The 26,325-nt window shown below is 71.5% G+C and carries 28 protein-coding genes, 1 tRNA gene and 1 riboswitch; of the genes, 10 read left to right on the forward strand and 19 right to left on the reverse strand.

The features are described 5' to 3' along the window. Positions 1 to 36 precede the first annotated feature (36 nt). Complete coding sequence (locus tag ACEN8D_RS13525) at positions 37 to 702, reverse strand: immunity protein CdiI family protein (protein ID WP_309777182.1); 666 nt, start codon at positions 700 to 702, stop codon at positions 37 to 39. Positions 703 to 811: 109 nt separating this feature from the next. Between ACEN8D_RS13525 and ACEN8D_RS13530 the strand changes: the two genes are divergently transcribed. Then, on the forward strand, positions 812 to 3,268 hold the full coding sequence (locus tag ACEN8D_RS13530; RefSeq protein ID WP_309777180.1) for a GH92 family glycosyl hydrolase: 2,457 nt from the start codon (positions 812 to 814) through the stop codon (positions 3,266 to 3,268). A gap of 13 nt (positions 3,269 to 3,281) precedes the next feature. Here the strand turns inward: ACEN8D_RS13530 and nagA are convergent, their stop codons facing one another. The 8 genes from nagA to clpS all read right to left on the reverse strand — a co-directional run bounded on the left by nagA (position 3,282) and on the right by clpS (position 9,698). Beyond that, the gene (nagA, locus tag ACEN8D_RS13535; RefSeq protein ID WP_309777179.1) at positions 3,282 to 4,454 is read right to left on the reverse strand and encodes an N-acetylglucosamine-6-phosphate deacetylase; all 1,173 of its coding nucleotides are present in this window, start codon (positions 4,452 to 4,454) and stop codon (positions 3,282 to 3,284) included. Then, complete coding sequence (locus ACEN8D_RS13540) at positions 4,451 to 4,849, reverse strand: YrdB family protein (RefSeq protein ID WP_083295174.1); 399 nt, start codon at positions 4,847 to 4,849, stop codon at positions 4,451 to 4,453. Before ACEN8D_RS13540 ends, nagA begins: the two co-directional genes overlap by 4 nt. 7 nt (positions 4,850 to 4,856) lie before the next feature. Beyond that, positions 4,857 to 5,735 (reverse strand): formyltetrahydrofolate deformylase, encoded by an 879-nt coding sequence (gene purU / locus ACEN8D_RS13545; protein ID WP_071302110.1) that lies wholly within the window; start codon positions 5,733 to 5,735, stop codon positions 4,857 to 4,859. A gap of 270 nt (positions 5,736 to 6,005) precedes the next feature. After that, the gene (locus tag ACEN8D_RS13550) at positions 6,006 to 7,340 is read right to left on the reverse strand and encodes an MFS transporter (protein WP_309777176.1); all 1,335 of its coding nucleotides are present in this window, start codon (positions 7,338 to 7,340) and stop codon (positions 6,006 to 6,008) included. Between the two features lie 164 nt (positions 7,341 to 7,504). Next, on the reverse strand, positions 7,505 to 7,936 hold the full coding sequence (locus ACEN8D_RS13555; RefSeq protein ID WP_309777174.1) for a MarR family winged helix-turn-helix transcriptional regulator: 432 nt from the start codon (positions 7,934 to 7,936) through the stop codon (positions 7,505 to 7,507). Between the two features lie 51 nt (positions 7,937 to 7,987). Further along, positions 7,988 to 8,929, reverse strand: a complete 942-nt coding sequence (locus ACEN8D_RS13560; RefSeq protein ID WP_309777173.1) for a GNAT family N-acetyltransferase — start codon at positions 8,927 to 8,929, stop codon at positions 7,988 to 7,990. After that, on the reverse strand, positions 8,926 to 9,402 hold the full coding sequence (locus tag ACEN8D_RS13565) for a DUF2017 family protein (RefSeq protein ID WP_309777172.1): 477 nt from the start codon (positions 9,400 to 9,402) through the stop codon (positions 8,926 to 8,928). Before ACEN8D_RS13565 ends, ACEN8D_RS13560 begins: the two co-directional genes overlap by 4 nt. Then, positions 9,399 to 9,698 (reverse strand): ATP-dependent Clp protease adapter ClpS, encoded by a 300-nt coding sequence (gene clpS, locus ACEN8D_RS13570; RefSeq protein WP_083403394.1) that lies wholly within the window; start codon positions 9,696 to 9,698, stop codon positions 9,399 to 9,401. Before clpS ends, ACEN8D_RS13565 begins: the two co-directional genes overlap by 4 nt. Before the next feature lie 37 nt (positions 9,699 to 9,735). Further along, positions 9,736 to 9,821, forward strand: a riboswitch (ZMP/ZTP riboswitch). A gap of 59 nt (positions 9,822 to 9,880) precedes the next feature. Here clpS and glyA point away from each other — a divergent pair. The 4 genes from glyA (at position 9,881) to ACEN8D_RS13590 (ending at position 13,163) form a co-directional block, all read left to right on the forward strand. After that, positions 9,881 to 11,164 carry a serine hydroxymethyltransferase gene (gene glyA, locus ACEN8D_RS13575; protein WP_302847420.1) on the forward strand — a complete coding sequence of 428 codons (1,284 nt, stop codon included), beginning with the start codon at positions 9,881 to 9,883 and terminating at the stop codon, positions 11,162 to 11,164. Further along, positions 11,161 to 12,090, forward strand: coding sequence for a tetrahydrofolate dehydrogenase/cyclohydrolase catalytic domain-containing protein (locus ACEN8D_RS13580; protein WP_413399151.1), 930 nt, complete (start codon positions 11,161 to 11,163; stop codon positions 12,088 to 12,090). The genes glyA and ACEN8D_RS13580 overlap by 4 nt, the downstream gene beginning before the upstream one ends. Positions 12,091 to 12,276: 186 nt before the next feature. Continuing rightward, complete coding sequence (locus ACEN8D_RS13585) at positions 12,277 to 12,630, forward strand: hypothetical protein (RefSeq protein WP_413399150.1); 354 nt, start codon at positions 12,277 to 12,279, stop codon at positions 12,628 to 12,630. Positions 12,631 to 12,659: 29 nt separating this feature from the next. Continuing rightward, a complete protein-coding gene (locus ACEN8D_RS13590) occupies positions 12,660 to 13,163 on the forward strand; it encodes a hypothetical protein (RefSeq protein ID WP_413399149.1) in 504 nt (167 codons plus the stop codon). Between the two features lie 40 nt (positions 13,164 to 13,203). Here the strand turns inward: ACEN8D_RS13590 and galK are convergent, their stop codons facing one another. Both galK and galT read right to left on the reverse strand, forming a co-directional pair. Next, positions 13,204 to 14,340: a galactokinase gene (galK, locus tag ACEN8D_RS13595; RefSeq protein ID WP_413461494.1), complete on the reverse strand. Its 1,137-nt coding sequence runs from the start codon at positions 14,338 to 14,340 to the stop codon at positions 13,204 to 13,206. Next, complete coding sequence (gene galT, locus ACEN8D_RS13600) at positions 14,337 to 15,446, reverse strand: galactose-1-phosphate uridylyltransferase (RefSeq protein WP_336697248.1); 1,110 nt, start codon at positions 15,444 to 15,446, stop codon at positions 14,337 to 14,339. The genes galK and galT overlap by 4 nt, the downstream gene beginning before the upstream one ends. A 64-nt stretch (positions 15,447 to 15,510) precedes the next feature. On the opposite strand from galT, the gene ACEN8D_RS13605 reads away from it, so the two are divergent. Together ACEN8D_RS13605 and ACEN8D_RS13610 are read left to right on the forward strand one after the other, a co-directional pair. Further along, entirely contained in the window at positions 15,511 to 16,389 is an 879-nt protein-coding gene (locus ACEN8D_RS13605; protein WP_309777166.1) for a DeoR/GlpR family DNA-binding transcription regulator, read from the forward strand. Beyond that, the gene (locus ACEN8D_RS13610; RefSeq protein ID WP_413398295.1) at positions 16,386 to 17,318 is read left to right on the forward strand and encodes an aldose 1-epimerase family protein; all 933 of its coding nucleotides are present in this window, start codon (positions 16,386 to 16,388) and stop codon (positions 17,316 to 17,318) included. Before ACEN8D_RS13605 ends, ACEN8D_RS13610 begins: the two co-directional genes overlap by 4 nt. A gap of 182 nt (positions 17,319 to 17,500) precedes the next feature. Here ACEN8D_RS13610 and ACEN8D_RS13615 read toward each other — a convergent pair whose 3' ends face one another. From ACEN8D_RS13615 to ACEN8D_RS13635, 5 genes are all read right to left on the reverse strand, one after another. Continuing rightward, positions 17,501 to 17,821: a hypothetical protein gene (locus tag ACEN8D_RS13615; RefSeq protein ID WP_070417782.1), complete on the reverse strand. Its 321-nt coding sequence runs from the start codon at positions 17,819 to 17,821 to the stop codon at positions 17,501 to 17,503. A 165-nt stretch (positions 17,822 to 17,986) separates the two neighbouring features. Beyond that, positions 17,987 to 18,796 (reverse strand): SGNH/GDSL hydrolase family protein, encoded by an 810-nt coding sequence (locus ACEN8D_RS13620; protein WP_309777164.1) that lies wholly within the window; start codon positions 18,794 to 18,796, stop codon positions 17,987 to 17,989. Positions 18,797 to 18,859: 63 nt separating this feature from the next. Then, a complete protein-coding gene (locus ACEN8D_RS13625) occupies positions 18,860 to 19,963 on the reverse strand; it encodes an acyltransferase family protein (RefSeq protein WP_309777162.1) in 1,104 nt (367 codons plus the stop codon). A gap of 51 nt (positions 19,964 to 20,014) precedes the next feature. Further along, positions 20,015 to 20,087, reverse strand: a tRNA-Lys gene (locus ACEN8D_RS13630). Between the two features lie 52 nt (positions 20,088 to 20,139). Further along, entirely contained in the window at positions 20,140 to 20,301 is a 162-nt protein-coding gene (locus tag ACEN8D_RS13635) for a hypothetical protein (protein ID WP_175473634.1), read from the reverse strand. A gap of 125 nt (positions 20,302 to 20,426) precedes the next feature. Here ACEN8D_RS13635 and ACEN8D_RS13640 point away from each other — a divergent pair, with 125 nt between their 5' ends. The 3 genes from ACEN8D_RS13640 to ACEN8D_RS13650 all read left to right on the forward strand — a co-directional run bounded on the left by ACEN8D_RS13640 (position 20,427) and on the right by ACEN8D_RS13650 (position 23,116). Next, entirely contained in the window at positions 20,427 to 21,056 is a 630-nt protein-coding gene (locus ACEN8D_RS13640; RefSeq protein WP_070417785.1) for a DNA-directed RNA polymerase subunit beta, read from the forward strand. A gap of 582 nt (positions 21,057 to 21,638) precedes the next feature. Then, complete coding sequence (gene sigK, locus ACEN8D_RS13645; RefSeq protein ID WP_309777158.1) at positions 21,639 to 22,238, forward strand: ECF RNA polymerase sigma factor SigK; 600 nt, start codon at positions 21,639 to 21,641, stop codon at positions 22,236 to 22,238. Further along, on the forward strand, positions 22,235 to 23,116 hold the full coding sequence (locus ACEN8D_RS13650) for an anti-sigma factor (RefSeq protein WP_309777156.1): 882 nt from the start codon (positions 22,235 to 22,237) through the stop codon (positions 23,114 to 23,116). The genes sigK and ACEN8D_RS13650 overlap by 4 nt, the downstream gene beginning before the upstream one ends. 283 nt (positions 23,117 to 23,399) lie before the next feature. Here ACEN8D_RS13650 and pstB read toward each other — a convergent pair whose 3' ends face one another. Genes pstB through pstC form a run of 3 tightly spaced genes read right to left on the reverse strand, consistent with a single transcriptional unit; the run spans position 23,400 to position 26,257 of the window. After that, a complete protein-coding gene (gene pstB, locus ACEN8D_RS13655; protein WP_070417788.1) occupies positions 23,400 to 24,179 on the reverse strand; it encodes a phosphate ABC transporter ATP-binding protein PstB in 780 nt (259 codons plus the stop codon). Between the two features lie 31 nt (positions 24,180 to 24,210). After that, positions 24,211 to 25,296, reverse strand: coding sequence for a phosphate ABC transporter permease PstA (gene pstA / locus ACEN8D_RS13660; protein ID WP_070417789.1), 1,086 nt, complete (start codon positions 25,294 to 25,296; stop codon positions 24,211 to 24,213). 13 nt (positions 25,297 to 25,309) lie between these two features. Further along, positions 25,310 to 26,257, reverse strand: a complete 948-nt coding sequence (pstC, locus tag ACEN8D_RS13665; RefSeq protein ID WP_071302101.1) for a phosphate ABC transporter permease subunit PstC — start codon at positions 26,255 to 26,257, stop codon at positions 25,310 to 25,312. Positions 26,258 to 26,325: the final 68 nt, after the last annotated feature.

Genomic DNA, 26,325 nt, shown 5'->3' on the forward strand with positions numbered 1-26,325 from the left:
GGGCCCATCCTCGCAGCGGAGGGTGTGATCTGGACCTCAGTCGACGTCGGCGAGGGTGTACGGTCCGCTCGCGCCCGCGAAGGACACCACCTGCGCCCGGACGCCGACATCGGCCTGCATGCGTGCTGCTGTGCGGAGTCCCAGTGCTCGGGTCCCCGCGTCACCGAACGGACCCCCGGCCCGCTCGGTCAGCGCGCGCCACCCGACGATCGCGCGTTCGGTGCCCTCGCGGAGCCCGGCGGCGCGCGCGGACATGATCTCGGCGCGGCGGCGGCCGTTCCAGGACTCGACCTCGGTGCCGACGCGGTCGGCGGGCGCCACCACGACGGGGTGCGCGACCGGGAAGGTGTCGATTCCGCCGCCGGCACCGCACCAGACGTGGACGTCGTCACCGACTTCGAGCTGCACCCTGCTCGCGAGCGTGAACGCGTCGACCCGGTGGGCGTCACGGACGGCGGCCGAGGGCCACTCGAACGACGTCCCGCTCAGCGCGTCGAACACGTCGTTCCACGCCTCGAGGTCGTGCCGCAGGGCAGCGCTGAGGCCGAGGCCGTCCGCGTCCGGATCGACCAGGCCGACGTCCTGGGAGGATCCGCGGTACCAGAGCGGCGAGTCCCCGACGCCGTACTCGGCCATCACGAGGACGATCGCCCGCGCTGGGTGTCGTCGACCGCCCGGCGCGTGCTCGTCCCCGTGCTGCATGGCGTCCATCCAAGCAGGCGCGGGCCTGCCGGCCGATCGACGTGAACAGCAGGAGAGCGCTCGGTGACCGATCGCGCGTCCCCCGTCCGAGGGGTCTAGCGTCGCGGGCGTGAACCGTTCCCGCGTGCACCGTCGCCCGCTCCTCCGCCCGCTGCCGCTCGCCGCGGTGGCCACGATCGCCGCGCTGCTCGGGACGGGGCTGGTCGCCGCACCGGCGGTCGCCTCGCCGTCCGGGCAGGCAGGACAGGCGGCCCGGACCGTCTCCGACCCCGCCCGGTACGTCGACCCGTTCATCGGTACGAGCGGTGACGGCAACACGTGGCCCGGCGCCACCGCCCCGTTCGGCATGATGCAGTGGAGCCCCACCGGCACCGCGGGCGACCAGACCTCGACCCCGGTCGCGAACGGCTACTCGTACGACGTCGACCGACTGCGGGGGTTCAGCCTGACGCACCTGAACGGTGCCGGCTGCGCGCCGGGGGCCGCCGGTGACGTGCCGATCATGCCCGTCACCACACCGGTCACGACCTCGCCGTCGTCCGACTCCACCGACGCGGTCTACGCCGCCGGGTACTCGCACGACGACGAGTCCGCGAGCCCCGGCCGCTACACGGTCCGCCTCGACAACGGCGTCCGAACCGACCTCGCCGTCACCACGCGAGCCGGCGTCGGCGAGTTCGCGTTCCCGGCAGGCAAGGACGCGAACCTGCTCTTCCGCACGTCGAACTCGATCAACGGCAGCGAGGCGGCGACCACCCGCGTCGACGCACGGACCCGCACGGTCAGCGGCAGCGTCCTGACCGGCGGCTTCTGCAGCCGCCGAGCGAACGGGGGCGGGGCCACGAACCCCGACCGCCGCAGCTACTACCGCCTGTTCTTCACGGCGACCTTCGACCGGGCGTTCACGAGCACCGGCACCTGGCAGGACGGCGCGGTCCGACCAGGAGGCACGTCCTCCTCCGGCGGGGAGGGCTACCTGACCGGCGCCGACCGTGCCGGACGCGGCTCCGGCGCGTGGGTCGGCTTCGACGCGCGTCGCGGTGCGACGGTGCACGCGAAGATCGGCATCTCGTACGTGAGCGCGGCAGGAGCCGTCGCGAACCGCGACGGAGAGGTGACCCCGCGCTCGACCGTCGCCAGCGTGGCGGCCGGCACCCGCGCCTCCTGGAACCGCGAACTGTCGCGCCTGCGCGTCGGTGGCGGCACGGCGGACCGGACCACCCAGCTCTACACGTCCGTGTACCACGCGCTCATGCAGCCGAACACGCTGAACGACCGCGACGGCCGCTACCTGGGGCCGGACCAGCGGGTGCACCGGATGGACCGGGGACACCGGGCCGTCTACGGCACGTACTCCGGGTGGGACCAGTACCGGGCGCAGATCCAGCTGCTCGCCCTGCTGCGACCGGACGTCGCCGGGGACATGGCGCAGTCGATGCTGCGGTTCGCCGAGCAGAACGGTGGCGTGTGGGACCGCTGGCTCCACCTCGGGGCGCCGACGCACGTGATGACGGGCGACCCCTCGGCCGCGACCCTCGCCACCTGGTACGCCATGGGTGTCCGGAACTTCGACGTGCGAGCCGCCTACGCCTCGCTACGGCACCAGGCCACCGTCGAGAACGCCGACGCCGAGAGTGACATCGGGTGCCCTGGTCAGTGCCTGGCGCAGCGGCCGGCCCTCGACGAGTACCTGCAGCGGCACTACGCGGCGAACGACGACTGCTCGTGCTGGGGTGGCGCTGCGGAGACCCTCGAGGACTCGATCTCCGACAGTGCGCTCGGGTACTGGGCCTCGTCGCTGGGGCTGCGCTCGGACGCCCGGATGTTCGCGGAGCGCGGGACCTACTGGAAGAACACGTTCAACCCGGCCGTCGGCTACCAGGCCGCTCGCCAGGCCGACGGATCGTGGACACCGGACTGGTCGCCCTCGACCGGCACCGGGTTCGCGCAGGGGACGAGTGCGCAGTACACGTGGCTCGTGCCGCAGGACGTGCACGGGCTGTCGACCGCGCTGGGCGGTGACGACGCCGCTGCGGCTCGCCTGGACGCCTTCTTCCACGACAGCTCCGGCGCGTTCGCGGTGACCGGTGGTGATCCCACCAAGTTCGACCCGACCAACGAGCCCGACATCCACACGCCGTGGATGTACAACGCGCTCGGCAAGCCGTGGAAGACGCAGGAGACCGTGCGTCGGGTCGTCGACGACGCCTACACGACCGGGCCGAGCGGCTTGCCGGGCAACGACGACCTCGGCACGATGAGCGCCTGGTACGTCTTCGCGTCGATCGGGTTGTTCCCGCAGACGCCGGGGCGGGCGGAGATGCTCATCGGGAGCCCGACGTTCAGCACGGTCGACATCCGGCGGTCGAGCGGGGAGCGGATCGTCGTCCGGTCCTCCGGCACGGAGCCGTACGTCCACGGTGCACGTCTGGACGGCCGGACGCTCGAGAAGTCGTGGGTGCCGGCGTCGTTCGTGACCCGCGGTGGGACGCTGTCGCTGCGGGTCGGGGACACGGCGGACACGTCGTGGGCGAGCGGGGTGCGGGGGCGGCCGGTCGACCGGTAGGCGCCGCGGCGCGTCAGCGCAGCTCGCGCCCCGCGCCCCACACCCGCTGGACCTCGAACGACGGCGACAACGCCACGAGGTCGGCGGCGTACCCCGGCGCGAGCCGACCCAGCCGGTCGCCGAGCCCCAGCGCCGCCGCCGGCACGCTGGTCAGCGCCGCCACGGCGTCCGGCAGCGCCTGTCCCGCGAGGGTCACGGCGTTCCGCAGCGCCACGTCCTGCGTCAGCGTCGACCCCGCGATGGTGTCCGTCCCCGCCACGTGCGCGATCCCGTCCGTCACGGTCACGGCGAGGGACCCGAGCGTGTAGGAGCCGTCGGCCGCACCGGCAGCGCCCATGGCGTCGGTGATGAGGGCGACACGACCCGGCGCCGCCCGCAGCAGCATCGACGCCACGGACGGGTGCACGTGCACGCCGTCGAGGATGAGCTCGAGCGTCACACGGTCGTCGGCCACGGCCGCCGCGATCGGCCCGGGAGCCCGGTGGTGGATGCCCGGCATGGCGTTGAACGCGTGCGTGAGCATGGTCGCGCCGGCGTCGAACGCTGCCCGGGCCTGGTCGTACGTGCCGACGGTGTGGCCCACGGCGACGGTGACGCCCGCGGCGACGAACCGTTCGGTCGCGTCGAGGGCGCCGGCGAGCTCCGGCGCGATGGTGACCTGGCGGACGACGCCCTCGCCGGCCTCGAGCAGTTCCGCGACCGGACCGGGCGCCGGGTCGATCAGGAACGACTCGTTGTGGGCGCCCTTGTTGTGCGGGGAGAGGAAGGGACCCTCGAGGTGGACGCCGAGCACGAGCGGGTCGTCGGCCATCACCGTGCGGATGCGGTCGAGCGAGGCGGTCAGCGCGGGGACCGGGTTCGCGACGAGGGACAGGACCGAGCGGGTCGTGCCGTGCGACCGGTGGACCTCGAGGGCGGCCGCGATCGAGTCGTCCTCGTACGCGGTGCCGCCGCCGCCGTGGCCGTGCAGGTCGATGAAGCCGGGCGTCAGGACGGCGTCGCCGAGGTCCACGACCTCGTGCACCGAGGTCGCCGCCGGTGCCTCGGGGCCGGAGCCGACCGCGTGGATCGTGTCACCGACGACGAGGACCCAGCCGTCCGCCGTGGAGCCGGCCGCGTCGACCACGTGGGCCGAGCGGATCAGGGTGCGCCGCGCCTCCTGGCCGCCGGAGCCGCCGCCGTTCACCGGGTCTCCTTCCGGAACTGCACCACGCCGGAGAGGGCCGCCACGAGGATGAAGACCAGCCCCACCACCGGGTGCCCGATCGAGATCCAGCACCCGCCGGCCGCGATCACGAGGGCGACCTCGACGATGGTCTTGCCGACGATGTCCGTCTCGATCGGCGACGCCTGCGACCGGAACAGGTACCAGACCACCGCGGCGAACACCGGTGCGCCGATCATGAACAGGATGCCGGGCATCGGGAACGGCCACGCGATGTAGCCCCAGTACGCCAGCGAGACCAGGCCGAACGCGCACACCAGGATGCGGAGCACCGTCCAGCCGTCGAGCCTCCGGGGGCGGATGGCGTGCGGGTCCGGGGTGTCGCCCCAATCGACGGGGGACTGCGGTGCTGACATGCGGTGCCTACTTGAAGATGATGGTGCGGGCGCCGTCGAGGAGGACACGGTCCTCGGCGATCCAGCGCACCGCCTGGGTGAGCGTGCGGGACTCCTCGTCCTGGCCGATCGAGACCAGCTCGGCGGGGTCCTTCGTGTGGTCCACGCGGACGACGTTCTGCTCGATGATCGGGCCCTCGTCGAGGTCGCTCGTCACGAAGTGCGCCGTCGCACCGATGAGCTTGACCCCGCGGGCGTGTGCCTGCCGGTAGGGGTTGGCGCCCTTGAAGCCCGGCAGGAACGAGTGGTGGATGTTCACCGCGCGACCCTCGAGTGCGGCGCACAGCTCCGGCGAGAGGATCTGCATGTACCGGGCGAGGACGACGAGCTCGATGTCGTGCTCCTCGACCGCCTGCAGCACCCGGCGCTCCATCTCCTGCTTGCTCGCGGCGTCCGTCACCGGCCGGTGCTCGAACGGCACGGAGTAGAACGACGCGAGCTCGGAGAGGTCCGCGTGGTTCGAGAGCACGAGCGGCACCTCGATCGGGAGCTGTCCGCCGCGCTGCCGGTACAGCAGGTCGTTCAGGCAGTGTCCGGCCTTCGACACGAGGACGAGGGTGCGCAGCGGCCGGCCGACGACGTCGAGCTGGACGCGGGCGTCGTAGCGCTCGGCGACGGGGGCGAGCGCGGCCTCGAACGTGGTGCGGTCGACGGGTGCCATGACCTGGAGGCGCATGAAGAACGTGTTCGTGTCGACGCTCGAGAACTGCTGCGACTCGGTGATGTTCCCGCTCGCGGCGACGACGGCTCCGGAGACGGCGTGCACGATCCCGGGCTGGTCGTCGCAGACCAGCGTGAGGGTCCAGTGCGTGGGGGTCTGCTCGCTCGGGGCGGTCGGGTCGGTCACCGCATCAGGGTACCGGGATCGCGCTGTCGGGAGGCGCGGCGCGGCCCCGCCGGTCGGGCTGCGGCTCGCCAGCGGTCGCGCGGGCGCGGCGCGCGCGGCTCCGGCGCCGCCGGGCGGCGGCGCAAGCGGGCGGCGCACAACCAAAGTCACGTCGAACCGGACGATCGCGCGGTTCGACGTGACTTTGGTTGTGCGCGCGTCTGGCCAGCGGCCGGCCGGGTGGGCGGGCTGCGCCCGCCGCCCGCCGCGGCGCGCGCCGCGCCCGCGGCGTCAGCGGGGGAGCGGCCGCGACAGCGCCCGGTCGGCGATCGTCAGGACGCTCAACAGCACCGCGACCCCCACGATCACCCACGCCAGCACGTGCAGGTCCGGCGTCGTCGGGGCCTGGCCGAACACCCCGCCGATCAGCGAGGACGCCCCGATCGCTCCGATGTACACGCTCGTCCGGGACAGCCCCGCCGCGGTCCCGATGTACTCCGCGGGCACCACCCGGTAGAGCGCCGCCTGGTTCGACACGGACGCCAGGGCCTGCGGCACGCCGAACAGCGCCGGCGCGAGGACGAGCAGGAACACCGGCGACCCGGTGTGGAGCAGCAGGAGGAGCAGCCCGCCGACGATCGGCACCACGGCCGCGACGATGAGCGGCCCCCGCACGGCGGTCTTCCGGGCGATGAGGAACGACGCGACCCCGGCGACGACTGCCGCGGGCAGCTGGATGTACCCGGCGACGTCGCTCGAGTAGCCCGCGACGTCCTGCACCCACTGCGAGAAGCCGTAGGTCATCGTGTAGGCGAGCATGTACACGAGGAACAGCCGCATGTACGTGCGGGAGAGGGCCCCGTTGCGGGCGAGCATGCGCACGTCGACGAACGGCCGCACGGCGCGGAGCTCCCAGAGCACGAGCGCGACGAGCAGCACGACCGCCGTGCCGAGCAGCCACCAGAGTCCGGCGGACAGGTCGAGCAGGAACACGAGCAGCGCCGACACGAAGCCGGTCATGAGCAGCATCCCGAACGGGTCGAGCGCGGTGAGGACGGGCAGGTCCTCGTCGGTCCGCGGCCGGAGCCTGTCCGACGGCAGCCACAGCGCGGAGACGACGATCCCGAAGGCGGCGAGCGGGACGTTGACGAGGAAGATCGCGTGCCAGCCGAACGCGGCGATGAGCGCTCCACCGAGGGGCGGCCCGGCGGCGGCGGACACGAGCGACGTGATCGACAGCGCGCCGAGCACGAGCGGCGGGGTGGGCTTCCCGATGCGGGCGGAGTGCTGGCGCAGGGTCGTCAGCGCGGCCGGGTACGCCGACGAGGTCCCGATGCCGATCAGCACGCGCGCGAACACCGCGCCGCCGAAGCCGGTCAGGAACTCGGGCACGATCCCGGCGACCCCGACGATGACGAGTCCGGTCAGGAACACCTTCTTCGGACCGAACCGGTCGGCGAGCTTGCCCATCGTCGGCTGCGCGATGGCGCTCGCGAGGTACAGCGCCGCGACGAGCCAGATCGCCTGCGCGGCACCGATCCCGAGGTCGCGGGAGATCGGCGCGAGGGCGACCGACACCATCGTCGTGTTGATCGGGTTGAGCAGCGGTCCGACCAGGACCGGCACGAGGAGCTTCGGGCCGAAGCCGCTCCCGCCGGGATCGGTCGACGGGGAGACGGGTGTGGAGGCGGTTGCGGTGGACGTGTTCGGCTGCCTTTGCGAGGGGGTCGCGTCGTGACGGCCAGGAGGCGCGGCTCGCGTCGGTCGACGCGGGTCGCCCCTCCTGGTGGTCACGGTTCGACGAGGGGTTCGAGGATGCGGAGGGAGCGGGCGACCGTGGCACGGTCGTCGGGGTCGAGCGTCGCGAGGCGCTCGGCGAGCAGGCGGGTCCGGGCGCGGTGGGACTCGTCGCGGGCAGTGCGGCCGGTGTCAGTCGCGGCGACGATGGTCCGGCGCCCGTCGGTCGGGTCCTGCGTGCGGGTGACGAGGCCGAGGTCCTCGAGCGCCTGGACGGTCGCCCCCATCGACTGCGGCCGGACGCCCTCGGCGCGGGCGAGTTCGGCCGTCGTGGTCGCGCCGTCGCGGACGAGTCGACCGAGTGCGGCGGACTGCGAGGCCGTGACGTCGTCGACCTTGCCGACGAGGGTCGTGCGGCGGATCTTGCCGTACAGCGTCAGCAGCGCCCCGGCGAGCACGTCCGAGCCGTCGCCGTCAGATTCCATACCGTCACGGTACTACTTCGACAGGTGAACTTGCAAGGCTGCCTTCTGAACTCACGGCTCGAAGACGATCCGCCGCTTCGTCACCACGAACCCCGCACGCTCGAACGCCCGACGCATCGGGGTGTTCGTCGCGTCCGTCGTCCCGACCACCCGCGGTGCACCGGCAGCGGCGTGCACCCGGACCGCCTCGGCCAGCAGTCCGTCGACGACGCCGCGACCCCGGTGCTGCGGCAGGACGCCGATGGAGCTGACGGCCGCGTCGTACGCCGTCCGGGTCGCGATGACGAAGCCGACGACGAGCCCCTCCGCGTCGAGGGCGATCCGCCACCCGTCACGGGATCCGGGTAGCGACCGGTAGAACGCGAGGTCGTCGGCGGCCGCGCCCCGCGAGCCCAGCTCGGCGACGGCGGCCAGCGTGTGTGCGTCGAGGCTCCCGACCGCGACGCGCGCGAACAGGTCCACGAACTCGGCGTCGCCGCCGCCGCGGAACCGCAGGGCCGGCGTCGGCACCGACGCCGTCGCGGGAGCGCCCGGCTGTTCGAGCGCGACGCTGACCCGCTCGGTCATCCGTCCGAGTCCGGCGGCACGGGCCGCTTCCGTCCGCCACCGCACGGCCGCGACGGCGTCGTCGTCCGTGTGCCAGTCCACCGCGACGTCGACGATCCACTCCGGCAGCGAACCGAACGCGGCGGCCCCGGCGGCGATGAGTCCGGCGGCGATCTCCCGGCGCTCGTCGGGGTCGGACGAACCCGGTGCGATGAGCAGGTCGTCGAGTGTCGACGGTGCCGTGGCGTCCGCGCCGCCCCACCACAGGGCGCGGCCGACGGGGCGACCGTCCCGCAGGGCCAGCCACGACCACTCCGGGCGGTAGTTGCCCGTGGCGGACTCGGCCCGGTACCGGTTCGCACCGATCCACGCAACCGGTTCGTCCGTCGAGAAGGCGAGCAGCGCCTCCAGGTCGTCACCGTCGACGGGGCGGAAGGCGACGCTCACCGCGGACCGGTCAGGGTCTCGACCAGGTGCTCCTGCACGTACCCGAGCCAGTCGTAGACGTCCCGGAGGCCGACGCCCGCGTCGGCGGTGGACGACTGCTCCTCCGTGGCGGAGTCCACGATCCCCAGCCGGTCCGCGATCGTCAGCCGCAGGTCCGTCAGGCAGCGCAGCCACGCCTGCTCGTCCGAGGTCTCGAAGGCGCCGTCCCGTGCCCCGGTGAGCCACGCGTGCACGGCCCGGGCGTTCTCGGTCTTCCTCGCCACCAGGTCCGACTCGGTCCACCGCCGGAACTCCGCGCTCGCCTCGGCGTCGTCGCGGTAGGCGTCCGGGAACATCCGCGCCGCGACCGGGTCCGATGCGAGGTCCCCGTCGAGCACCTGCTGCAGCTGCTCGGTCAGCGACGTGAGCACGCCGCGCTCGCCGGAGGACATGGCGAGGTGCACGCCGTCGGCACGGCGGACGAACGGGATCACGGAGCGGGCGCCCTGTCCACCGAGGCCTGCAGCCCGTACCCGTGCATGGCCTCGACGTGGGCCTCCATCGCTTCGCGGGGGCCGGTCGCCACGATCGCGCGTCCCTCGTCGTTCACCTGGCGCATGAGTCGCTCCGCCTTCGCGCGCGGGAAGCCGAAGTACTGCTGGAAGACGTAGGTCACGTAGGACATGAGGTTCACCGGGTCGTCCCACACGACCGCGACCCACGGCGTGTCCGGTCGCACGCTCGTACGGGCGTCGGTGCGCTCGTCCACGTCGGGCGTCAACAGGGTCATGCACCCAGGGTGACACGAACCTGCTCGCTCGGTACGATCGGGGGGTCGCGACTGGCGTTGGATGGGTCACCATCGGGGAGCGACACCTGACACGGTGCGCGGCCGTACGCCTGGGCCGCGCCCACCCGTCCACCTCGTCGTGCGCGTGCGCGACGGAACAGACAACGAGGAGTCCCGTGTCCATCACCGATCTGCCCCCCGCAGCCACCAACACCGCCTTCAACGCCCCGCTGAACGAGGTCGACCCCGAGATCGCCCGCGTCCTCGAGCAGGAGCTCGGCCGCCAGCGCGACACCCTCGAGATGATCGCGTCGGAGAACTTCGTGCCGCGCGCCGTCCTCGAGTCGCAGGGCTCCGTGCTCACCAACAAGTACGCCGAGGGCTACCCGGGCAAGCGCTACTACGGCGGCTGCGAGTACGTCGACGTCGCCGAGCAGCTCGCCATCGACCGCGCGAAGGCCCTCTTCGGCGCCGAGTACGCCAACGTCCAGCCGCACTCGGGTGCGACCGCGAACGCGGCCGTCCTGCACGCCATCGCGTCCGCCGGCGACACCATCCTCGGCCTCGAGCTCGCGCACGGCGGTCACCTGACCCACGGCATGAAGCTCAACTTCTCCGGCCGCATCTACAACGCCGTCGCGTACGGCGTCGACCCGGAGACGTTCGAGGTCGATTACGACGACATCCGCGCGAAGGCCATCGAGCACCAGCCGAAGGTCCTCATCGCCGGTTGGTCGGCGTACCCGCGCCAGCTCGACTTCGCGAAGTTCCGCGAGATCGCGGACGAGGTCGGCGCGAAGCTCTGGGTGGACATGGCACACTTCGCCGGTCTCGTCGCCGCCGGCCTGCACCCGTCCCCGGTGCCGCACGCCCACGTGGTGTCCTCGACGGTGCACAAGACCCTCGGCGGCCCCCGCTCCGGCATCATCCTGTCGAACGACGAGTCGCTCTTCAAGAAGCTCAACTCGGCCGTGTTCCCGGGCCAGCAGGGCGGTCCGCTCATGCACGTGATCGCCGCCAAGGCCACCGCGTTCCTGCTCGCCGCCACCCCGGAGTTCAAGGAGCGCCAGGAGCGCACGATCCGCGGTGCACAGGCGCTCGCCGCACGGCTGACGGCCGACGACGCGAAGGCTGCGGGCATCGACGTCCTCACCGGTGGCACCGACGTGCACCTCGTGCTCGTGGACCTCCGTACGTCCGAGGTCGACGGCAAGCAGGCCGAGGACCTCCTGCACGAGGTCGGCATCACCGTGAACCGCAACTCCGTGCCGTTCGACCCGCGCCCGCCGATGGTCACCTCGGGTGTCCGCATCGGCACCTCGGCGCTGGCCACGCGTGGCTTCGGCGACGCGGAGTTCACCGAGGTCGCGGACATCATCGCGCTGACCCTCATGCCGAACCCCGACATCGACGCGCTCTCGGCCCGGGTGAAGGCCCTGACCGACGCGTTCCCGCTCTACGCGTGAGCGGCGCCGCGCCGCTGCCGCGCGAGCGCTGGGCGGGTGAGGGCAGTGCCGTCCGCATCGACGGCACCGCCCTCGCCGCCCGCACGCTCGACGACCTGAAGGTCCGCATCGACCGGCTGCACGACCACGGGTTCCGCCCCGGGCTCGGCACGATCATGGTCGGCCAGAACGCGGGCTCGGTTTCCTACGTCGCGGGCAAGCACCGCGACTCGGCGCAGATCGGGCTCGACTCGGTCCGCATCGACCTGCCCGAGACCGCGTCGGCCGCCGACATCCGGGCAGCGATCCTGCAGATGAACGACGACCCCCGGGTCACCGCGTTCATCGTGCAGCTCCCGCTGCCGCAGGGGATCGACCCGATCCCGATGCTCGAGCTGATGAACCCGGCGAAGGACGCTGACGGCCTGCACCCGACCAACCTCGGTGAGCTCGTGCTCGCCGTCCCGGGCGGTGCCGGCACGATCGACGCACCCCTGCCGTGCACCCCGCGCGGCATCGTCGCGATGCTCGAGGCGTACGACGTCCCGATCCGGGGCCAGCACGTCACGATCATCGGGCAGGGGCTCACGGTCGGTCGTCCGCTCGGGCTGCTCCTCACCCGGCTCGAGGCCACCGCGACCCTCACCCACTCCCTCACCGAGGACGTCGCCGCAGAGTGCCGCCGCGCGGACATCATCGTCGCTGCGGCCGGTGTCGCGGGGCTCGTGCAGCCGGACTGGGTGAAGCCCGGTGCGGCGGTCATCGACGTCGGCATCAGTCGCGTGGTCTCCCCGGAGACGGGCGAGGCTCGCCTCCGGGGCGACGTCGACCCCGCGGTCGCCTCGGTGGCGGGCTTCCTGTCGCCGACGCCCGGCGGTGTCGGCCCGATGACCCGCGCGATGCTGATGAAGAACGTCGTCGAGGCCGCCGAGCGCCACTTGCACTAGCGCGCGTCGCTTCGTGAGCAGAAATGGTCGGGTCCCGTCGTCGGACCCGACCATTTCTGCTCACGAAGCTTGGTCGGGAGGCGCGGGTCGGCGCCGCCATGTCCGCCCGGGCCCGAGGTGGCCGGGTCCGGGGCGTGCCCCGGACGGGCGCTTCTGCCGCGGCCGGCACCGCGCTACCGTTCGGGCATGACCACCTCCGCCGCGGAGCCCCGGGCACGCGAGTCGCTCTTCACGAAGGACGCCCGCAAGCTCGTCTGGATCACGCTGCTGTGCCTGTTCCTGCAGGTCCTCGGACAGAACTGGTCCGCTCAGCCGCGACTGCCCGGCAGCACGGACGTGCACGAACTCGGCTTCGTGCAGTTCGAGGCCCGGCCGTGGATCGGGTGGGTGCTCCTCACGGTCGGGGTGACCGTACTGGTGTGGGTGCTGTTCATCGTGCAGTGGCAGTGGGTGTACTGGGCCGTCGCGCACGGCGACCTGCACCCGTTCACGATCGGTGACGTCTCGTGGTCGATCCAGCGACTGGAGGGCGCGCCGTGAGCGTCGACCGCGGTGCTACGGTCTCGCACATGGGGGAGAACGTGCAGACCGCGCCCGTGATGGCGCACGCCGGACGGAAGCTGCGACCGCGAGCGCGGGGCCTCGTGCTGATCGGGGCCGTCGCCCTCCTGTCGTACCCGACGCTCACGATGTGGTCCGTCTCGTCGGAGTACGGCGGGACGGACGGCGACGGTCACTGGATCGACAACGCGGGCAACCCGCTGTCGAGCGCGCCGCCGACCGTGCAGGCCGAGGGACACACAGCGCCCGCCGCGATCGCCGTCCTGCTCCTCGTGGTCGTCGTCGGGGTGTTCCTGCCGCCGATGCTCGCGCGGTTCGGCAAGCGATCACTCGGCGACGTCGTCCGGTTCGCGGCGTACCTGGCCGTCCCGGTGGTCGTCGTGGTCGGCGTGCTGATCTACACCGTGTGGCAGGGGCATGTCGTGATGGACCAGATCGACCACGAGGTCCTGCACCCGCACGGCTTCCCGTGGGGCGGCGTGACCGTCACCACGGGGCACGCGACCCGCTGACCCGCGGTCCCGGCCCGGGCGGCCGGCGGGACCCGGCGCGTCAGTCGCGCCGGGCGCCCTGCGCGGCGTGCACCGTGAACACCGTCGGCTCGCGGTACCCGGCCGCGGCGAAGGCGGCGGTGACCGCGTCTGCGATCGTCTGCCGCGCCTCCTGGTCGACCAACGCGATCGCCGCACCACCGAAGCCGCCACCGGTCATCCGCGCGCCCACCGCACCGTGCTCCATCGCGGTCGCGACCGCGAGGTCGAGCTCCGGCACCGAGATCTCGAAGTCGTCCCGCATCGACTCGTGCGACGCGACCAGCAGGGACCCGATCGCCCGCGGCCCGTGCTCGCGCAGCGTGCGGACGGTGTCGAGGACGCGCTGGTCCTCGGTCACGACGTGCCGGACACGGCGGAAGGTCTCGTCGTCGAGGAGTTCCTGCGCGCGCGGCAGGTCGTCGACCGACAGGTCGCGGAGCGCCTCGACGCCCATCACGGCCGCACCGTGCTCGCACGACTCGCGACGGGCCTTGTAGCCGCCGGTGGCGTGCGCGTGCTCGACGCGGGTGTCGACGACGAGGACCTCGAGCCCGTTCGCCTCGAGCGCCAGGTCGACCACGGCGGTGTCGAGCGTGCGGCAGTCGAGGAAGACGACCGCGTCCTGCTCCCCCAGCAGCGAGGCGGACTGGTCCATGATCCCGGTGGGGGCACCGACGGCGTGGTTCTCGGAGTACTGGCCGACCCGGGCCAGGGTCTTCCGGTCGAGCCCGAGCTCCCACAGGTCGTTGAAGGCGAGTGCGACGCCGCACTCGATCGCGGCGCTCGACGAGAGCCCGGCACCGACCGGGACGTCCGACTCGATGAAGACGTCGAAGCCGGTCTTGTCCATGAGGTCCGCGCCCGCCTGCTCGCGGAGTGCCCACGCGATGCCGAGGACGTACGCCGACCAGCCGTCCATGCGCTCGGGCGCCAGCTCGTCGAGGGAGAGCTCGACGACGGTGCCCGCGTCGAACGCCGACGCGACGCGCAGCTGCCGGTCGTCTCGCGGGGCGATCGAGGCGGTCGTGCGACGGTCGATGGCGAAGGGTAGCACGTACCCGTCGTTGTAGTCGGTGTGCTCGCCGATGAGGTTGACCCGGCCGGGCGCGGAGTACCGCACCGCGGGCTCGTACCCGTAGACCTGCTGGAACGTCATGCGCGTTCGATCCCTCCTCGGATGAACTCGGCCGCCTTCTCGGGGACGAGATCCCCGATCCAGGCACCCATGGCGGCTTCGCTGCCGGCCAGGAACTTGAGCTTGTCCGCCGCGCGTCGCGGGGACGTGATCTGGAGCATGAGCCGCACGGTGTCGCGCCCGGTGTGCACCGGCGCCTGGTGCCACGCGGCGATGTACGGCGTCGGGTCGTCGTAGAGCTTGTCGATCCCGCGGGTGAGCCGCAGGTGCATGTGCGCCAGCTCGTCCTTCTCGGCGTCGGTGAGCCCGGCGAAGTCGGGGACGTGCCGGTGCGGGAGCATGTGGATCTCGATGGGCCAGCGTGCGGCGAAGGGCACGAAGGCGGTGAAGTGCTCACCGGCGAGGACGACCCGGTCGGAGGCGCGCTCGTTCGCGAGGTGCTGCTCGAACAGGTCCGGCCCGAACCGCTCGATGCTCTCGAGCAGGCGCTGGGTGCGCGGGGTGACGTAGGGGTAGGCGTAGATCTGCCCGTGCGGGTGGTGAAGCGTGACGCCGATGGCCTCGCCCCGGTTCTCGAACGGGAAGACCTGCTGGATGCCGGGCATGCGGGACAGCGCCGCCGTGCGGTCCGCCCACGCCTCGACCACGGTGCGGGCGCGTGACTCGGAGATCGACGCGAAGGAGCCCTCGGTCGCGGGCGAGAAGCAGACGACCTCGCACCGCCCGACGCTCCGGAACTGCCGGTTCAGCCCGACCTCGGTCAGGGAGTCGAGCGACGGCGGGGCGTCGTCCGCCCCGTCGGGTCCGGCGAGCATCGGGCCGAAGGACGGGGAGCGGTTCTCGAACACCGCGACGTCGTACCGGCTCGGGATCTCGGAGGGGTTCTCCGCCGACTGCGGCGCGAGCGGGTCCTGGTCGGCCGGCGGCAGGAACACGCGGTTCTGCCGGCTCGCCGCGATGGACACCCACTCGCCCGTGAGGACGTCCTGCCGCATGCGCGCCGTCTCCGGCCGCGGGTCGAGGACACGCTGGTCGATGCTGCGTTCTGCGGGCAGCGTCGAGTCGGCGTCGTCGAAGTAGAAGAGGTCGCGTCCGTCCGCGAGCTTCGTCACGCGCTTGGTGATCACCGCACAACCCTAGCGGCTCCACGAAGCATTGCGAAAGTGTTCGTAAGCACGCGAAACTGGTGGCATGACGGACGACGACCTCTCCTTCCTGGCCGGCGCGCTCCCCGCGCCGCTGCGGCAGGACCGCATCGTCTCGATCGTCGAGGGCGCGCCCGGACTCGTCCGTACGGCCGCCCTGGCAGCGGCCCTCGGCACCAGCGAGGTGACCGTCCGGCAGGACCTCTCCCTGCTCGACCAGGAGGCGCGGATCCGGCGGGTCCGCGGCGGTGCCGTCCGCCTCGGGGCCGGTTCCACCGAGCGCCCCTTCGAGGAGACCGCCGTCGAGCACCAGGTGGCCAAGGCCGCCATCGGCCGCGCCGCGGCGGCGCTCGTGCGCTCCGGGCAGTGCGTCGTGCTCGACGTCGGCACCACGCCCGCCGCCGTGGCGACGGCACTGGTCGCCCGCGAGGACCTCGTCGACGTCACGGTGGTCACGAACTCGCTGACGACCGCGCTCGTGCTCGAGGCCGCCGTCCCGCGCTTCACCGTCATCGTCACCGGGGGGACGCTCCGCCCGCTGCAGCACTCCCTCGTGGCGCCGTTCAACGGCACGCTGCTGCCGATGATCGCCGCGGACCTCGTGTTCCTCGGTGGCACCGGGGTCGACGTCGCGCACGGCCTCACCAACGTGAACCTGCCCGAGACCGAGGCGAAGCGGATGCTCGCGGCCGCGGCTCGGCGTACGGTCGTGGTCGCGGACGGGTCGAAGTTCGGCCGGGCCCACATCGGGGTCGTCCGCGGGCTCGAGGACATCGACGTCGTCGTCACCGCCGAGACCACGGCGGAGCAGGTCGCCCCGATCCGGGCGGCCGGCGTCGAGGTGGTCGTGGCGGACGAGCCGGCAGTACCAGCACCATCCGCACGATCAGCACCATCCGCACCGGGAAGGACCCGTACCTCATGACCGCAGCTCCCACCGGAGGGCAGTACCACCTCCGCCACGCCGGACCCGACGGGGTCGTCGAGGCGATCGTCACCGAGGTGGCGGCCGGCATCCGGGAACTCCGCGCCGCGGGGTTCGACCTCACCGAGCCGTTCCCCGTCACGTCGCAGCCGCCCGGGGCGAACGGGATCGTGCTCGCGCCGTGGCCGAACCGCGTCGCCGGCGGCGTGTGGGAACTCGACGGGAAGCAGCAGCAGCTCGACGTCTCCGAGCCGAAGTACGGCAACGCCTCGCACGGGCTGCTCCGGTTCGCGCCGTACCGCGTCGTGTCCCAGACCGAGTCCGGCATCGTGCAGGAAGTCACGATCCACCCGCAGCACGGCTGGCCCTTCACGCTCGAGACCCGCGTGCACCACGAGCTCGTCGACGACGGCATCCGGGTGACGCACGAGGTCGTGAACCGCTCCGGCGTGCGTGCGCCGTTCGCGATCGGCGCGCACCCGTACCTCCGTGCCGGGGACACCCCCGCCGAGGACCTCGTCGTACGACTCGACGCGGCGACGGCGTTCACCGTGGACGAGCGGAAGATCCCGAACGGCACCGTGGCCGTCGACGGCACCCCGTTCGACCTGCGCTCCGGTGTCCGCGCCGGTGACGCCGACCTCGACACGGCGTACACGGACGTCACGCCCGACGCCGAGGGGATCCGGCGCACGACGATGCACGGGCCGGAGGGCGACGGCGTCGAACTCTGGCAGGACGGGTCGTTCCCGTACGTGCAGGTGTTCACCTCCCGCGAGTTCCCCCGTGGCGACGGCACCGGGCTGGCCGTGGCGGTGGAGCCGATGACGGCGCCGGCCGACGCGCTCAACTCCGGGGAGGGGCTGCGCTGGCTCGAGCCCGACGAGGCCTGGACCGGCAGCTGGGGCATCCGCCGCGTCTGGTCCTGACCCGGGCGCGGCCGGTCCGCAGCCGAGACTCGGCCGTGCGGACGGTTTCGCGTGCCCAGCGTCGCGAATCTGTCCACGGAGGCGAGGCTCGGTCGGGCGGTGGGGCACTCGCCGCTGGTCCGCGCCGGGCACGACGAAGGCCGCCCCGAGGTGAGGCGGCCTTCGTCGTTCGTCCGGGAGGGTCAGGCGCGACGCATGCGCAGCGCCTCGACCGCGAGGGACTCGCTCGCGTAGCGGCCCACCTCGTGCGCCCACGCCGGGTCGTCCCCGCGGAGGGCGATGAAGTCCTTGCGCTGCCGGCAGACGTAGCCGAGCACCGCGGTGCCGGTCGCGACCTCGACGAAGTCCTTGCGGATGTGGCGGGTCGTGACCTGGGCGTTCCGGCGGAGCGTGTCGAGCAGGAGCTCGTTGCTCATCGTCGTGTTGGTCGCTGCTGCGAGCTCGACGATGCGGCGCGCGTCACCGGTGGTGCTGGTCTGCGTGGCTTCGATGGGCTCGATCACGGTGTACCCCGTTCGTTCTGCGATGGTGCGGTGCTGCAGGATCCGTCGATCGGATCCGGGAACGACACTATCGGCGGCAGCCCAACAGTCGGCTGAACGCGGACTGAACTGTGCAGTGGAACCACCCTGAGGCTCCTGAGGACGACTTGTACCCCGGTCGAGTGCTCAGAGGCACTGCTCGCCGTCGGGCTGCGTCGCGAGCTGCTCGAGCTCGGCGTCGATCTTGCCCGCGAGGTACAGGTACCCGGCGTCGTTGAGGTGCTGCTGGTCGGTCGCGGCGTAGCTGCCGCTGTTCATCGCGGTGAACCACTGCCCGTCGATCGCGTCGATGTACGGGACGCCCACGGCGTTGGCACCCGCGGCCACCGCGTCGTTGATGCCCGTCGTGGCCTCGGCGCGCGGCTGGGGTGCCGACGGGCCGATCGCCACCACGACCGCGTCCGGCCACTGCAGCTCGGCCTGCCGGAGCGTCCGCTCGACGGTCTTCTCGAGGGTGGTGGAGTCGGTGAGCCAGTCGTTCTGGCTGCCCTGGACGATGACGAGGTCCGGCGTGAGCGCTGCCCGCTGCTCGATCCGGGACAGGTAGACGGTGCGCGACGAGCGACCGCGGCCGGGGTTCACGTAGCCGGTGCCCGGGTAGCCGTTGATGGTCGCGTCCCACTGCCGCTCGGACACGAGGTCCTGCGCCCACCCGTGCACGTCGTCGTAGGAACCGCGACCCGTTGTGTACGAGTCGCCGACGATGAGGACGTCGGAGCCCGGGGCGATTGCGTCCGCGACCTGCTCAGCGGAGAAGTCGGATGTCGCGGGCACCGGCTGGCATGCGTCGGACACGGCGGGCAGCATGACGAGCAGCCCGGCGATGCCGAGGCACATGGCGCCGAGGGCGATCGCGGGGACCGCTCGTCGGCGCCTGGTCTGCGCGGTGGACCGACGGGAGCCGCCGGGCACACCGCCGTCGGTTCGTCGAGCCACACCGGGATTGTAGGTGCTCAGCATCCGTGCCCCCGGACACCCGCCCGGCGAGGTGCTGAACCGTCAGACAGCCTGCGGGACGGGTGGACGGCTCGAGAGCGACTTCGCGATGTGCTTCGCCAAGCGGTGCGCCGGCAGTTCCACGAGCCGCGAGAACACGTAGGCGACGCCGATGCCGATCGGGATCGCGACGAGGACCAGCCAGGACGGCAGGGCACGCGGGAGGAGGTTCGCGACGGTCACCGTGATGGGCTCGTGCACGAGGTAGAGGCTGAACGAGAGCCGCCCGAGCTCGCGGGGGATCGCACCGAGCAGGAAGCGCTCGGCGGGCAACCACCTGCCGGCGAGCACGACGATCGTGCCGGCCGAAGCGAGGATGATCGCGGGCAGCACGGGCGACCACCACGCCGTCGTCGGCAGCCACCACTTCACGGTGATGCCGAGGAGGCTCACCACGAGCAGGACCCAGCCGAGCAGCGTCGGGACGTCCGGCAGGCGCTCCCAGCCGGCCGCGAGCGCGGAGCCGAGCAGGAACATCGGCAGGTACATCAGCCACTTCGAGTGCTCGTACTCGCCGAGGGCCGACAGGAAGACGGCGACGATGGCGGTCACCCACCACCAGCGTCGGGTCACCGCGGCGATCGAGACGAAGAGCGGCAGCAGCAGGGAGAAGAGGACCTCCCACGTGAGCGACCAGAGCGGGCTGTTCACGAGCGTCGGAGCGAGGAGCGTGAGGTCGTTCACGAGTCCGTGCAGGGTGAACGGCTCGGCGTGCCGGTTGATCCAGAACGACTGGTGCGGCTGGTCCTGCCGGGGAACGAGGAAGAAGAACACGAGCGCGAGCGCGATCGACGCCACCACCGGCAGGTAGAGGCGGACGAGCCGGCTCGGGTAGTAGGCGATCCAGTCCTGCGACCGGCGGAGGGCCGGGAGGGTCAGGACGAAGCCGCTCAGCACGAAGAAGACGAAGACGGCCTCGCTGCCGGCCCACACGAGGTGGGCGGGGGAGTACACCATCCAGCTCGCCCAGTCGGGGACGTCACGGCGGTAGTTGCCGTCCGAGAGGGTCGGGATCGAGAGGAAGGCGTGGTGGACGACGACGACGGCGGCAGCGACGCCGCGGAGTCCGTCCAGTGAGCCGATCCTGCCGGTTGGGCGATCGCGCATGCCGACGATCCTACGGGAAGCCCGGCCAAGCCAAGGAACGGTCACGTTCGGTGGGCCCCGTGGGGCTCGAACCCACGACCCTCGGATTAAAAGTCCGGTGCTCTACCAACTGAGCTAGAGGCCCTCACCCGCAAGGCTAGCGGGTGAGGGCCTCCGGGAAGAACCGAGGGGACGGGTCAGCTGCGACGCCCGGTGAGCGTGCGGACGAGCCACAGCACGACCGCGACGATGAGCAGCACGAGGCCGACCCAGAGCAGGAACTTCAGGCTCGCGGTGAAGCCACCGACGAACAGCAGGATGACCGCGATCACGGCCAGGATGATGAGCAGGGGGTTCATGGGAGTCCTCTTCCTTCGCGTGCGGGAGGAGCGCCTCCCGATCAGACACCGTACGCGCGACGGAGCGGTTGCGTTCTGGGCGAACGGAGGGCGGGCGCGTCACCGGCCGTGCCTACACTGACGCGGTGCCTCGCGATCACCACCGTCCCGTCCACTTCACCGACCAGGAGTTCGCCGCGATCCAGGGCGGCGAGGACCCGGCCGTGGTGAACCGCGTCGCGCACGAGACCGCGAACGCCCTGCTCCACCGCGTGCGTCAGGATCCCGACCCGGCGGTCGTCGAGCGCCTGGTGACCTACACGGACGTGCACGGCATCGACGCCATCGCCGAGCTGTGGGCGCGGGTGGGGGCGCACACGCTCCCGGGCGCACTGTGGCGGATCTACCTCGTCCGCACCGTCATCCGGCAGAACCCGGAGGAGATCGCGTACCTCTTCGCGCGCGGCACGGAGCGGATCGGCACGATCGACCAGGCCGTCGCGGGCGCGGAGCAGCCGACCGGACCGGCGGAGATCCTGACGCTGGCCGACCGGATCCTGCACGGCCTCTACACGGGTGACCTCGCGGTGGCGCTCGACCGTGGTGCCGCGTTCTGCCGGCTCACGGCAGCGGGGGCGACCGCGGTGGCGGACGACGCGGACCTCACGGCGGGGGACCGGGCGTCCGAGCTCACGACGCGCGCGCTGCGCCTGTCGGAACTGGCGGCCGACCTCACCGAGGCGGCGTCGCTCTGGCGTCGCGACAGCCTGGACTGAGCGGGCCGCGGGGCGGACCCGCACCGCGCCTCCAGGCCCGACCGCGACGACGCCCACCGGGCACGCGACACGCACGCAAGAAGCGGGCACGGAACGCGCACCCGAGAAGCGCGCACGGAACGCGCACCCGAGAAGCGGGCACGAGGCACGAAGCGGGCAGAGAAGAACCGGGCCGCAGAAGCGCCTCTCGGCGCGAGGCCGCTCGAAGCGGCGAATTTTGGAGCCCGGGGCTTGCTGCGGCCCGGCGACATCGATTCTACGAGACCGCGGCCGTGCACACGACCCTGTTCACTCTCGGTGGACAGAACCGACGCCGGGCGTGCCCCGAGCGCGCCCCAGCGACAAGCCGTGAGAACCGCTCCAATCCGGTTGGGCGAGGGTGCCGAATCATCACCGTGACAGGCGATGAGCCGGTCACGACAGCGAGGGTCCCGCGAGACCCGGTCCGCTCCCTGGCGGTCAATTCCCTGCGGGTCACGCGGGCCCTCGTGCTGTCCTGCACCACTGTCCGACCACGAGACCCGAACGCGTGGTCGGACAGGACTCACAGCCAGATCGCAACCGAGAGGAGGGAAACCTGCAATGCTTGCCATCGTGGACAGTGACACCGAGAGCTGGAGCTCGACCGAGCCGGCTCAGGCGTCCCCAGACGACCTCCTCACCCGCGTGGCGACCGGCGACCAGGCAGCCTTCTCCGAGCTGTACGACGTGCTCTCGGGCCGCGTGCTCGGCCTCGTGACCAGGCTCCTCCGGGACCGCGCGCAGTCGGAAGAGGTCACGCAAGAGGTCTTCCTCGAGGTCTGGCAGCAAGCCACCCGCTACGACCGCAAGCGCGGCACCGCAGCGAGCTGGATCCTCACCATGGCCCACCGCCGAGCGGTCGACCGGGTGCGGGCATCGCAGTCCTCGCACGACCGTGACACGAAGATCGGCATCCGCGACTTCGAGGCCGGCTTCGACCAGGTCTCCGAGTCGGTCGAGATCCGGATCGAACACGAACGCGTCAGCCGGGCGCTCGCGAAGCTCACCGAGTTCCAGCGCCAGGCAGTCCAACTCGCGTACTACGGCGGCTACTCGCACAGCGAGATGGCCGACCACCTCGGTGTCCCGATCGGCACCGTCAAGACCCGTCTCCGTGACGGGATGATTAGACTCCGCGACGAGATGGGGGTGACATCATGACCGAACGACACGACGACCCCGCACTGCTGACGGGTTCACACGCCCTCGACGCGCTGTCGGACGACGAGCGGGCACTGCTCGACTCGACGCTCGCCACCTCGCCGGAGCTGCAGGCCGAGACGGACTCGCTGCGCGAGACCGCGCTGCAGCTCGCCTACGCCGTCACCCCGATCGAGCCGCCCTCGTCGCTCAAGGCGTCGCTGATGGCCCAGATCGCATCGACCCCGCAGGCTGCTCCGGTGGCCTCGCGGTCCGAGGCGGCTGCCACGACCGCTCCGGTCGCTGACGCGCCGGTCGGCGATGCCGGCCAGGAGGCGCGGTTCGCCCCCGCCACGGACCTCACGTCCGCCGGTGGTGCGGCTGCGGAGAAGGCTCGCCGTCGCTGGTTCCAGCGTCCGGCAGCGGCACTCTCCGCCGCGGCCGCCGTCGCCGTGGTCTTCCTCGGCGTCGGACTCGGCGTCGGCACGTCCTTCACGCCCTCGAACGAGCCCGGCCCTGGTACGACCCAGGCTTCCGGCGGACTCGACCGGATCTACGCCGCGTCGGACTTCCAGCGCAGCACCGCCAAGGTCGCGGGCGGCGGGACGGCCACGGTCGTCTGGTCGAACGAGGTCGGCAAGTCCGCGGTCATCCTCGACGGGGTCCCCGCGGCTCCGGAGGGCAAGACCTACGAACTCTGGTACATCGGCTCCGAGGGCACCGGCGGCAAGATCAACGCTGCCGGTCTGATGGACGGGGTGTCCTCCGGGGTGCACTCGGCGGTCCTCAAGGGGTCGCTGTCGCACGGTGCGACGATCGGCATGACAGTGGAGCCCGCCGGTGGCTCGGACCAGCCGACGACGACGCCGATCATGGCGGTCCCGACCACCTCGGCCTGACCCGGGCACTGGTTCGCACGTCTCCCCGCTCGCGTGGCACGGTCCGCGGGCGGGGAGTTCGTCGTTCCCTGCGGGTGGTGGTGATTCGTGACCTGCCTGTGGGCGGTGGGACGCGCCTCCTGGCTGCCGCGGCTTACGGAGCCGGAACGACATCGCCGCTGTCGTACGACGACCGCGTTGTCGCAATCCTGCGCCCGCAACAGCCCGCGCGCACAACGAACGACAAGACCGACGTCGTACGACGTCGGTCTTGTCGTTCAGGGTCCGCACGGGCGGACGACGATCACCCGAAGCGGCCGGAGACGTAGTCCTCGGTGGCCTGCACGGACGGGTTCGAGAACATCGTCGCGGTGTCGTCGAACTCGATGAGCTTGCCGGGTGCGCCGGTGCCGGCGATGTTGAAGAACGCCGTCTTGTCGCTGACGCGCGAGGCCTGCTGCATGTTGTGGGTCACGATGACGATCGTGTACTCCTTCTTCAGCTCCTCGATGAGGTCCTCGATCGCGAGGGTCGAGATCGGGTCGAGCGCCGAGCACGGCTCGTCCATGAGGAGCACGTCCGGCTGCACCGCGATCGCCCGGGCGATGCAGAGGCGCTGCTGCTGGCCGCCGGACAGCCCCATGCCGGGCTTGTCGAGGCGGTCCTTGACCTCGTTCCAGAGGTTCGCGCCCTGCAGGGACCGCTCGACGACGTCGTCCGACTCGGAGCGGGAGAGGCGCTTGTTGTTGAGCTTCACGCCCGCGAGCACGTTGTCCTTGATGGACATCGTCGGGAACGGGTTCGGACGCTGGAACACCATGCCGACCTGGCGACGGACGAGCACCGGGTCGACGCCCGCGCCGTACAGGTCGTCGCCGTCGATCTTGACCGAGCCCTCGACGTAGGCGCCCGGGATGACCTCGTGCATGCGGTTCAGGGTGCGGAGGAAGGTGGACTTGCCGCAGCCGGACGGACCGATGAACGCGGTCACGGTGCGGGGCTCGATCGTCATGTCGACGCCCTCGACCGCCTTGAACTTCGAGTAGTAGACGTTGAGGCCGTCGACCTCGATGCGCTTGGACACTGTGTTCCTTCGGGGTGGGTGGATCCGCGCGTCAGCGCGAGAGCTTGGGGGCGAAGAGGCGGGTGATGAAGCGGGCGAGCAGGTTCAGCAGCATCACGATGAGGATGAGCAGGAGGGCTGCCGTCCAGGCCCGGTCGACGAACGGCACCGGGTTGGCGCCCTGCTGCGAGTACTGCGTGTACGCGAACACCGGCAGGGTCATCATCGGGTTCTTGAACAGGTCGTAGTTCATGCTCGCCGTGAACCCGGCGGTGACCAGCAGCGGGGCGGTCTCGCCGATGACACGGGCGATCGAGAGCATGACGCCGGTGGTGATGCCGGCGAGCGACGTGGGGAGCACGACCTTCAGGATCGTGAGGTACTTCGGGACGCCGAGTGCGTACGAGGCCTCACGGAGCTCCATCGGCACGATCTTCAGGACCTCTTCGGTGGAGCGCACGACGATCGGGATCATCAGCACCGACAGCGCCACCGAGCCGACCAGGCCGAAGCGGGCGCCCGGGCCGAGGAACAGCGCGAAGAGCGAGTACGCGAAGAGGCCCGCGACGATCGAGGGGATGCCCGTCATCACGTCGACGAAGAACGTGATGCCCTTGGCGAGGGCGCCCGTGCCGTACTCGACGAGGTAGATCGACGTGAGCAGGCCGATCGGCACCGAGATCAGGGCCGCGAACAGCGTGATCTCGAGCGTGCCGATCAGGGCGTGCAGCGCGCCGCCGCCCTCGGAGATGACGCCGCGCATCGAGTACGAGAAGAACTCCACGTCGAAGCGGGCGAGGCCGTCCGCGAGCACCGTGTACAGCAGCGAGACGAGCGGCAGGACCGCGATCACGAACGCCGTGATGACGAGTGAGGTGATGAGCCGGTCGACGGCCTTGCGACCACCCTCGACGATGCGCGAGACGACCACGATGAGGACGTCGAACAGGACCGTGCCGAGGAAGAGCGCCGCGACGACGTTGAAGTCCTTGACCGCGCCGCCGGCGTTGAGCAGGGCGAAGACGAGGATCAGCGCGACCCAGGAGCCGACGAGGAGCAGCCACGGCACGGACTTGTGCAGCTTGCCGTTGGCGTAGACGTTGCCGGCGACGCCGGACTGACGGATGGCGAGGGACATCGGGTCGTACCTCTCAGCTCACTCGCTTGCGGACGATGTACCGCGCGAGCATGTTGATGACCAGGGTGATGACGAAGAGGATCAGACCCGACGCGATGAGCGCGTTCAGGGCCGTGCCGGACGCCTCGGCGAACTGCAGGGCGATGTTCGCCGCGATCGTCGAGGGGTTCAGCGACGTGAGCATCTGGAAGGTGACGTTCGTCGACACCGACAGCACCAGCGCGATCGCCATCGTCTCGCCGAGCGCACGACCGAGGCCGAGCATGATCGCGGACACGATGCCGGACTTGGCGAACGGCAGGACCGACAGGCGGATCATCTCCCACCGGGTCGCGCCGAGGGCCAGGGCCGCTTCCTCGTTGAGGCGCGGTGCCTGCAGGAAGATCTCGCGCATGACCGCGGTCATGATCGGGATGGCCATGACGGCGAGGACGATCGACGCGGTGAGGATCGTGCGACCCGTGCCGGACACCTGCCCGGAGAACAGCGGGATCCAGCCGAGGTAGGTGTTCAGGAAGACGTAGAACGGCTTCACGAACGGCGCCAGCACCACGATGCCCCAGAGGCCGTAGACGACCGACGGCACCGCGGCCAGCAGGTCGATCACGTAGCCGAGCACCGGGGCGAGTCGCCGCGGTGCGTAGTGCGAGATGAAGAGCGCGATCCCGAGGGCGAGCGGCACGGCGATCACGAGTGCGATGAGCGCGGACCAGACGGTGCCGAAGACGAGGGGGCCGACGTAGTCCCAGAAGTTCGTGGCGCTGTTCGGCAGCTCGCCGACCTTCGCGGAGAACGCCGGGATGCTCTGCCAGACCAGGAAGGCGGCGACGAGCACCAGCACGAAGAGGATGAGCCCGCCGGCGATGACCGACGCGGCGGAGAAGACGCGGTCGCCGATGCGGACGACGGGCTTCGGCTTGGGGGTGACGGGGGCCACTGGCTGGGCCGGTGCGGTCGTCATGGGACTCCTGTCGGAGGAACGCCGGGGGAGGCGACGGGTCGGGGGTGTCCGGTGGTGCGCGGTCCGCT

Source organism: Curtobacterium sp. Curtsp22, from assembly GCF_059492135.1.

What these genes read in the sequence shown, in the direction of transcription:
- ACEN8D_RS13525 (WP_309777182.1), bottom strand. Translation starts at nt 702, where the DNA reads ATGCAGCACGGGGACGAGCACGCGCCGGGCGGTCGACGACACCCAGCG.
- ACEN8D_RS13540 (WP_083295174.1), bottom strand. Translation starts at nt 4,849, where the DNA reads ATGTCAGCACCGCAGTCCCCCGTCGATTGGGGCGACACCCCGGACCCG.
- ACEN8D_RS13555 (WP_309777174.1), bottom strand. Translation starts at nt 7,936, where the DNA reads ATGGAATCTGACGGCGACGGCTCGGACGTGCTCGCCGGGGCGCTGCTG.
- clpS (WP_083403394.1), bottom strand. Translation starts at nt 9,698, where the DNA reads ATGACCCTGTTGACGCCCGACGTGGACGAGCGCACCGACGCCCGTACG.
- ACEN8D_RS13585 (WP_413399150.1), top strand. Translation starts at nt 12,277, where the DNA reads ATGACCACCTCCGCCGCGGAGCCCCGGGCACGCGAGTCGCTCTTCACG.
- ACEN8D_RS13590 (WP_413399149.1), top strand. Translation starts at nt 12,660, where the DNA reads ATGGGGGAGAACGTGCAGACCGCGCCCGTGATGGCGCACGCCGGACGG.
- galK (WP_413461494.1), bottom strand. Translation starts at nt 14,340, where the DNA reads ATGACGTTCCAGCAGGTCTACGGGTACGAGCCCGCGGTGCGGTACTCC.
- ACEN8D_RS13605 (WP_309777166.1), top strand. Translation starts at nt 15,511, where the DNA reads ATGACGGACGACGACCTCTCCTTCCTGGCCGGCGCGCTCCCCGCGCCG.
- ACEN8D_RS13610 (WP_413398295.1), top strand. Translation starts at nt 16,386, where the DNA reads ATGACCGCAGCTCCCACCGGAGGGCAGTACCACCTCCGCCACGCCGGA.
- ACEN8D_RS13625 (WP_309777162.1), bottom strand. Translation starts at nt 19,963, where the DNA reads ATGCGCGATCGCCCAACCGGCAGGATCGGCTCACTGGACGGACTCCGC.
- ACEN8D_RS13635 (WP_175473634.1), bottom strand. Translation starts at nt 20,301, where the DNA reads ATGAACCCCCTGCTCATCATCCTGGCCGTGATCGCGGTCATCCTGCTG.
- sigK (WP_309777158.1), top strand. Translation starts at nt 21,639, where the DNA reads ATGCTTGCCATCGTGGACAGTGACACCGAGAGCTGGAGCTCGACCGAG.
- ACEN8D_RS13650 (WP_309777156.1), top strand. Translation starts at nt 22,235, where the DNA reads ATGACCGAACGACACGACGACCCCGCACTGCTGACGGGTTCACACGCC.
- pstA (WP_070417789.1), bottom strand. Translation starts at nt 25,296, where the DNA reads ATGTCCCTCGCCATCCGTCAGTCCGGCGTCGCCGGCAACGTCTACGCC.
- pstC (WP_071302101.1), bottom strand. Translation starts at nt 26,257, where the DNA reads ATGACGACCGCACCGGCCCAGCCAGTGGCCCCCGTCACCCCCAAGCCG.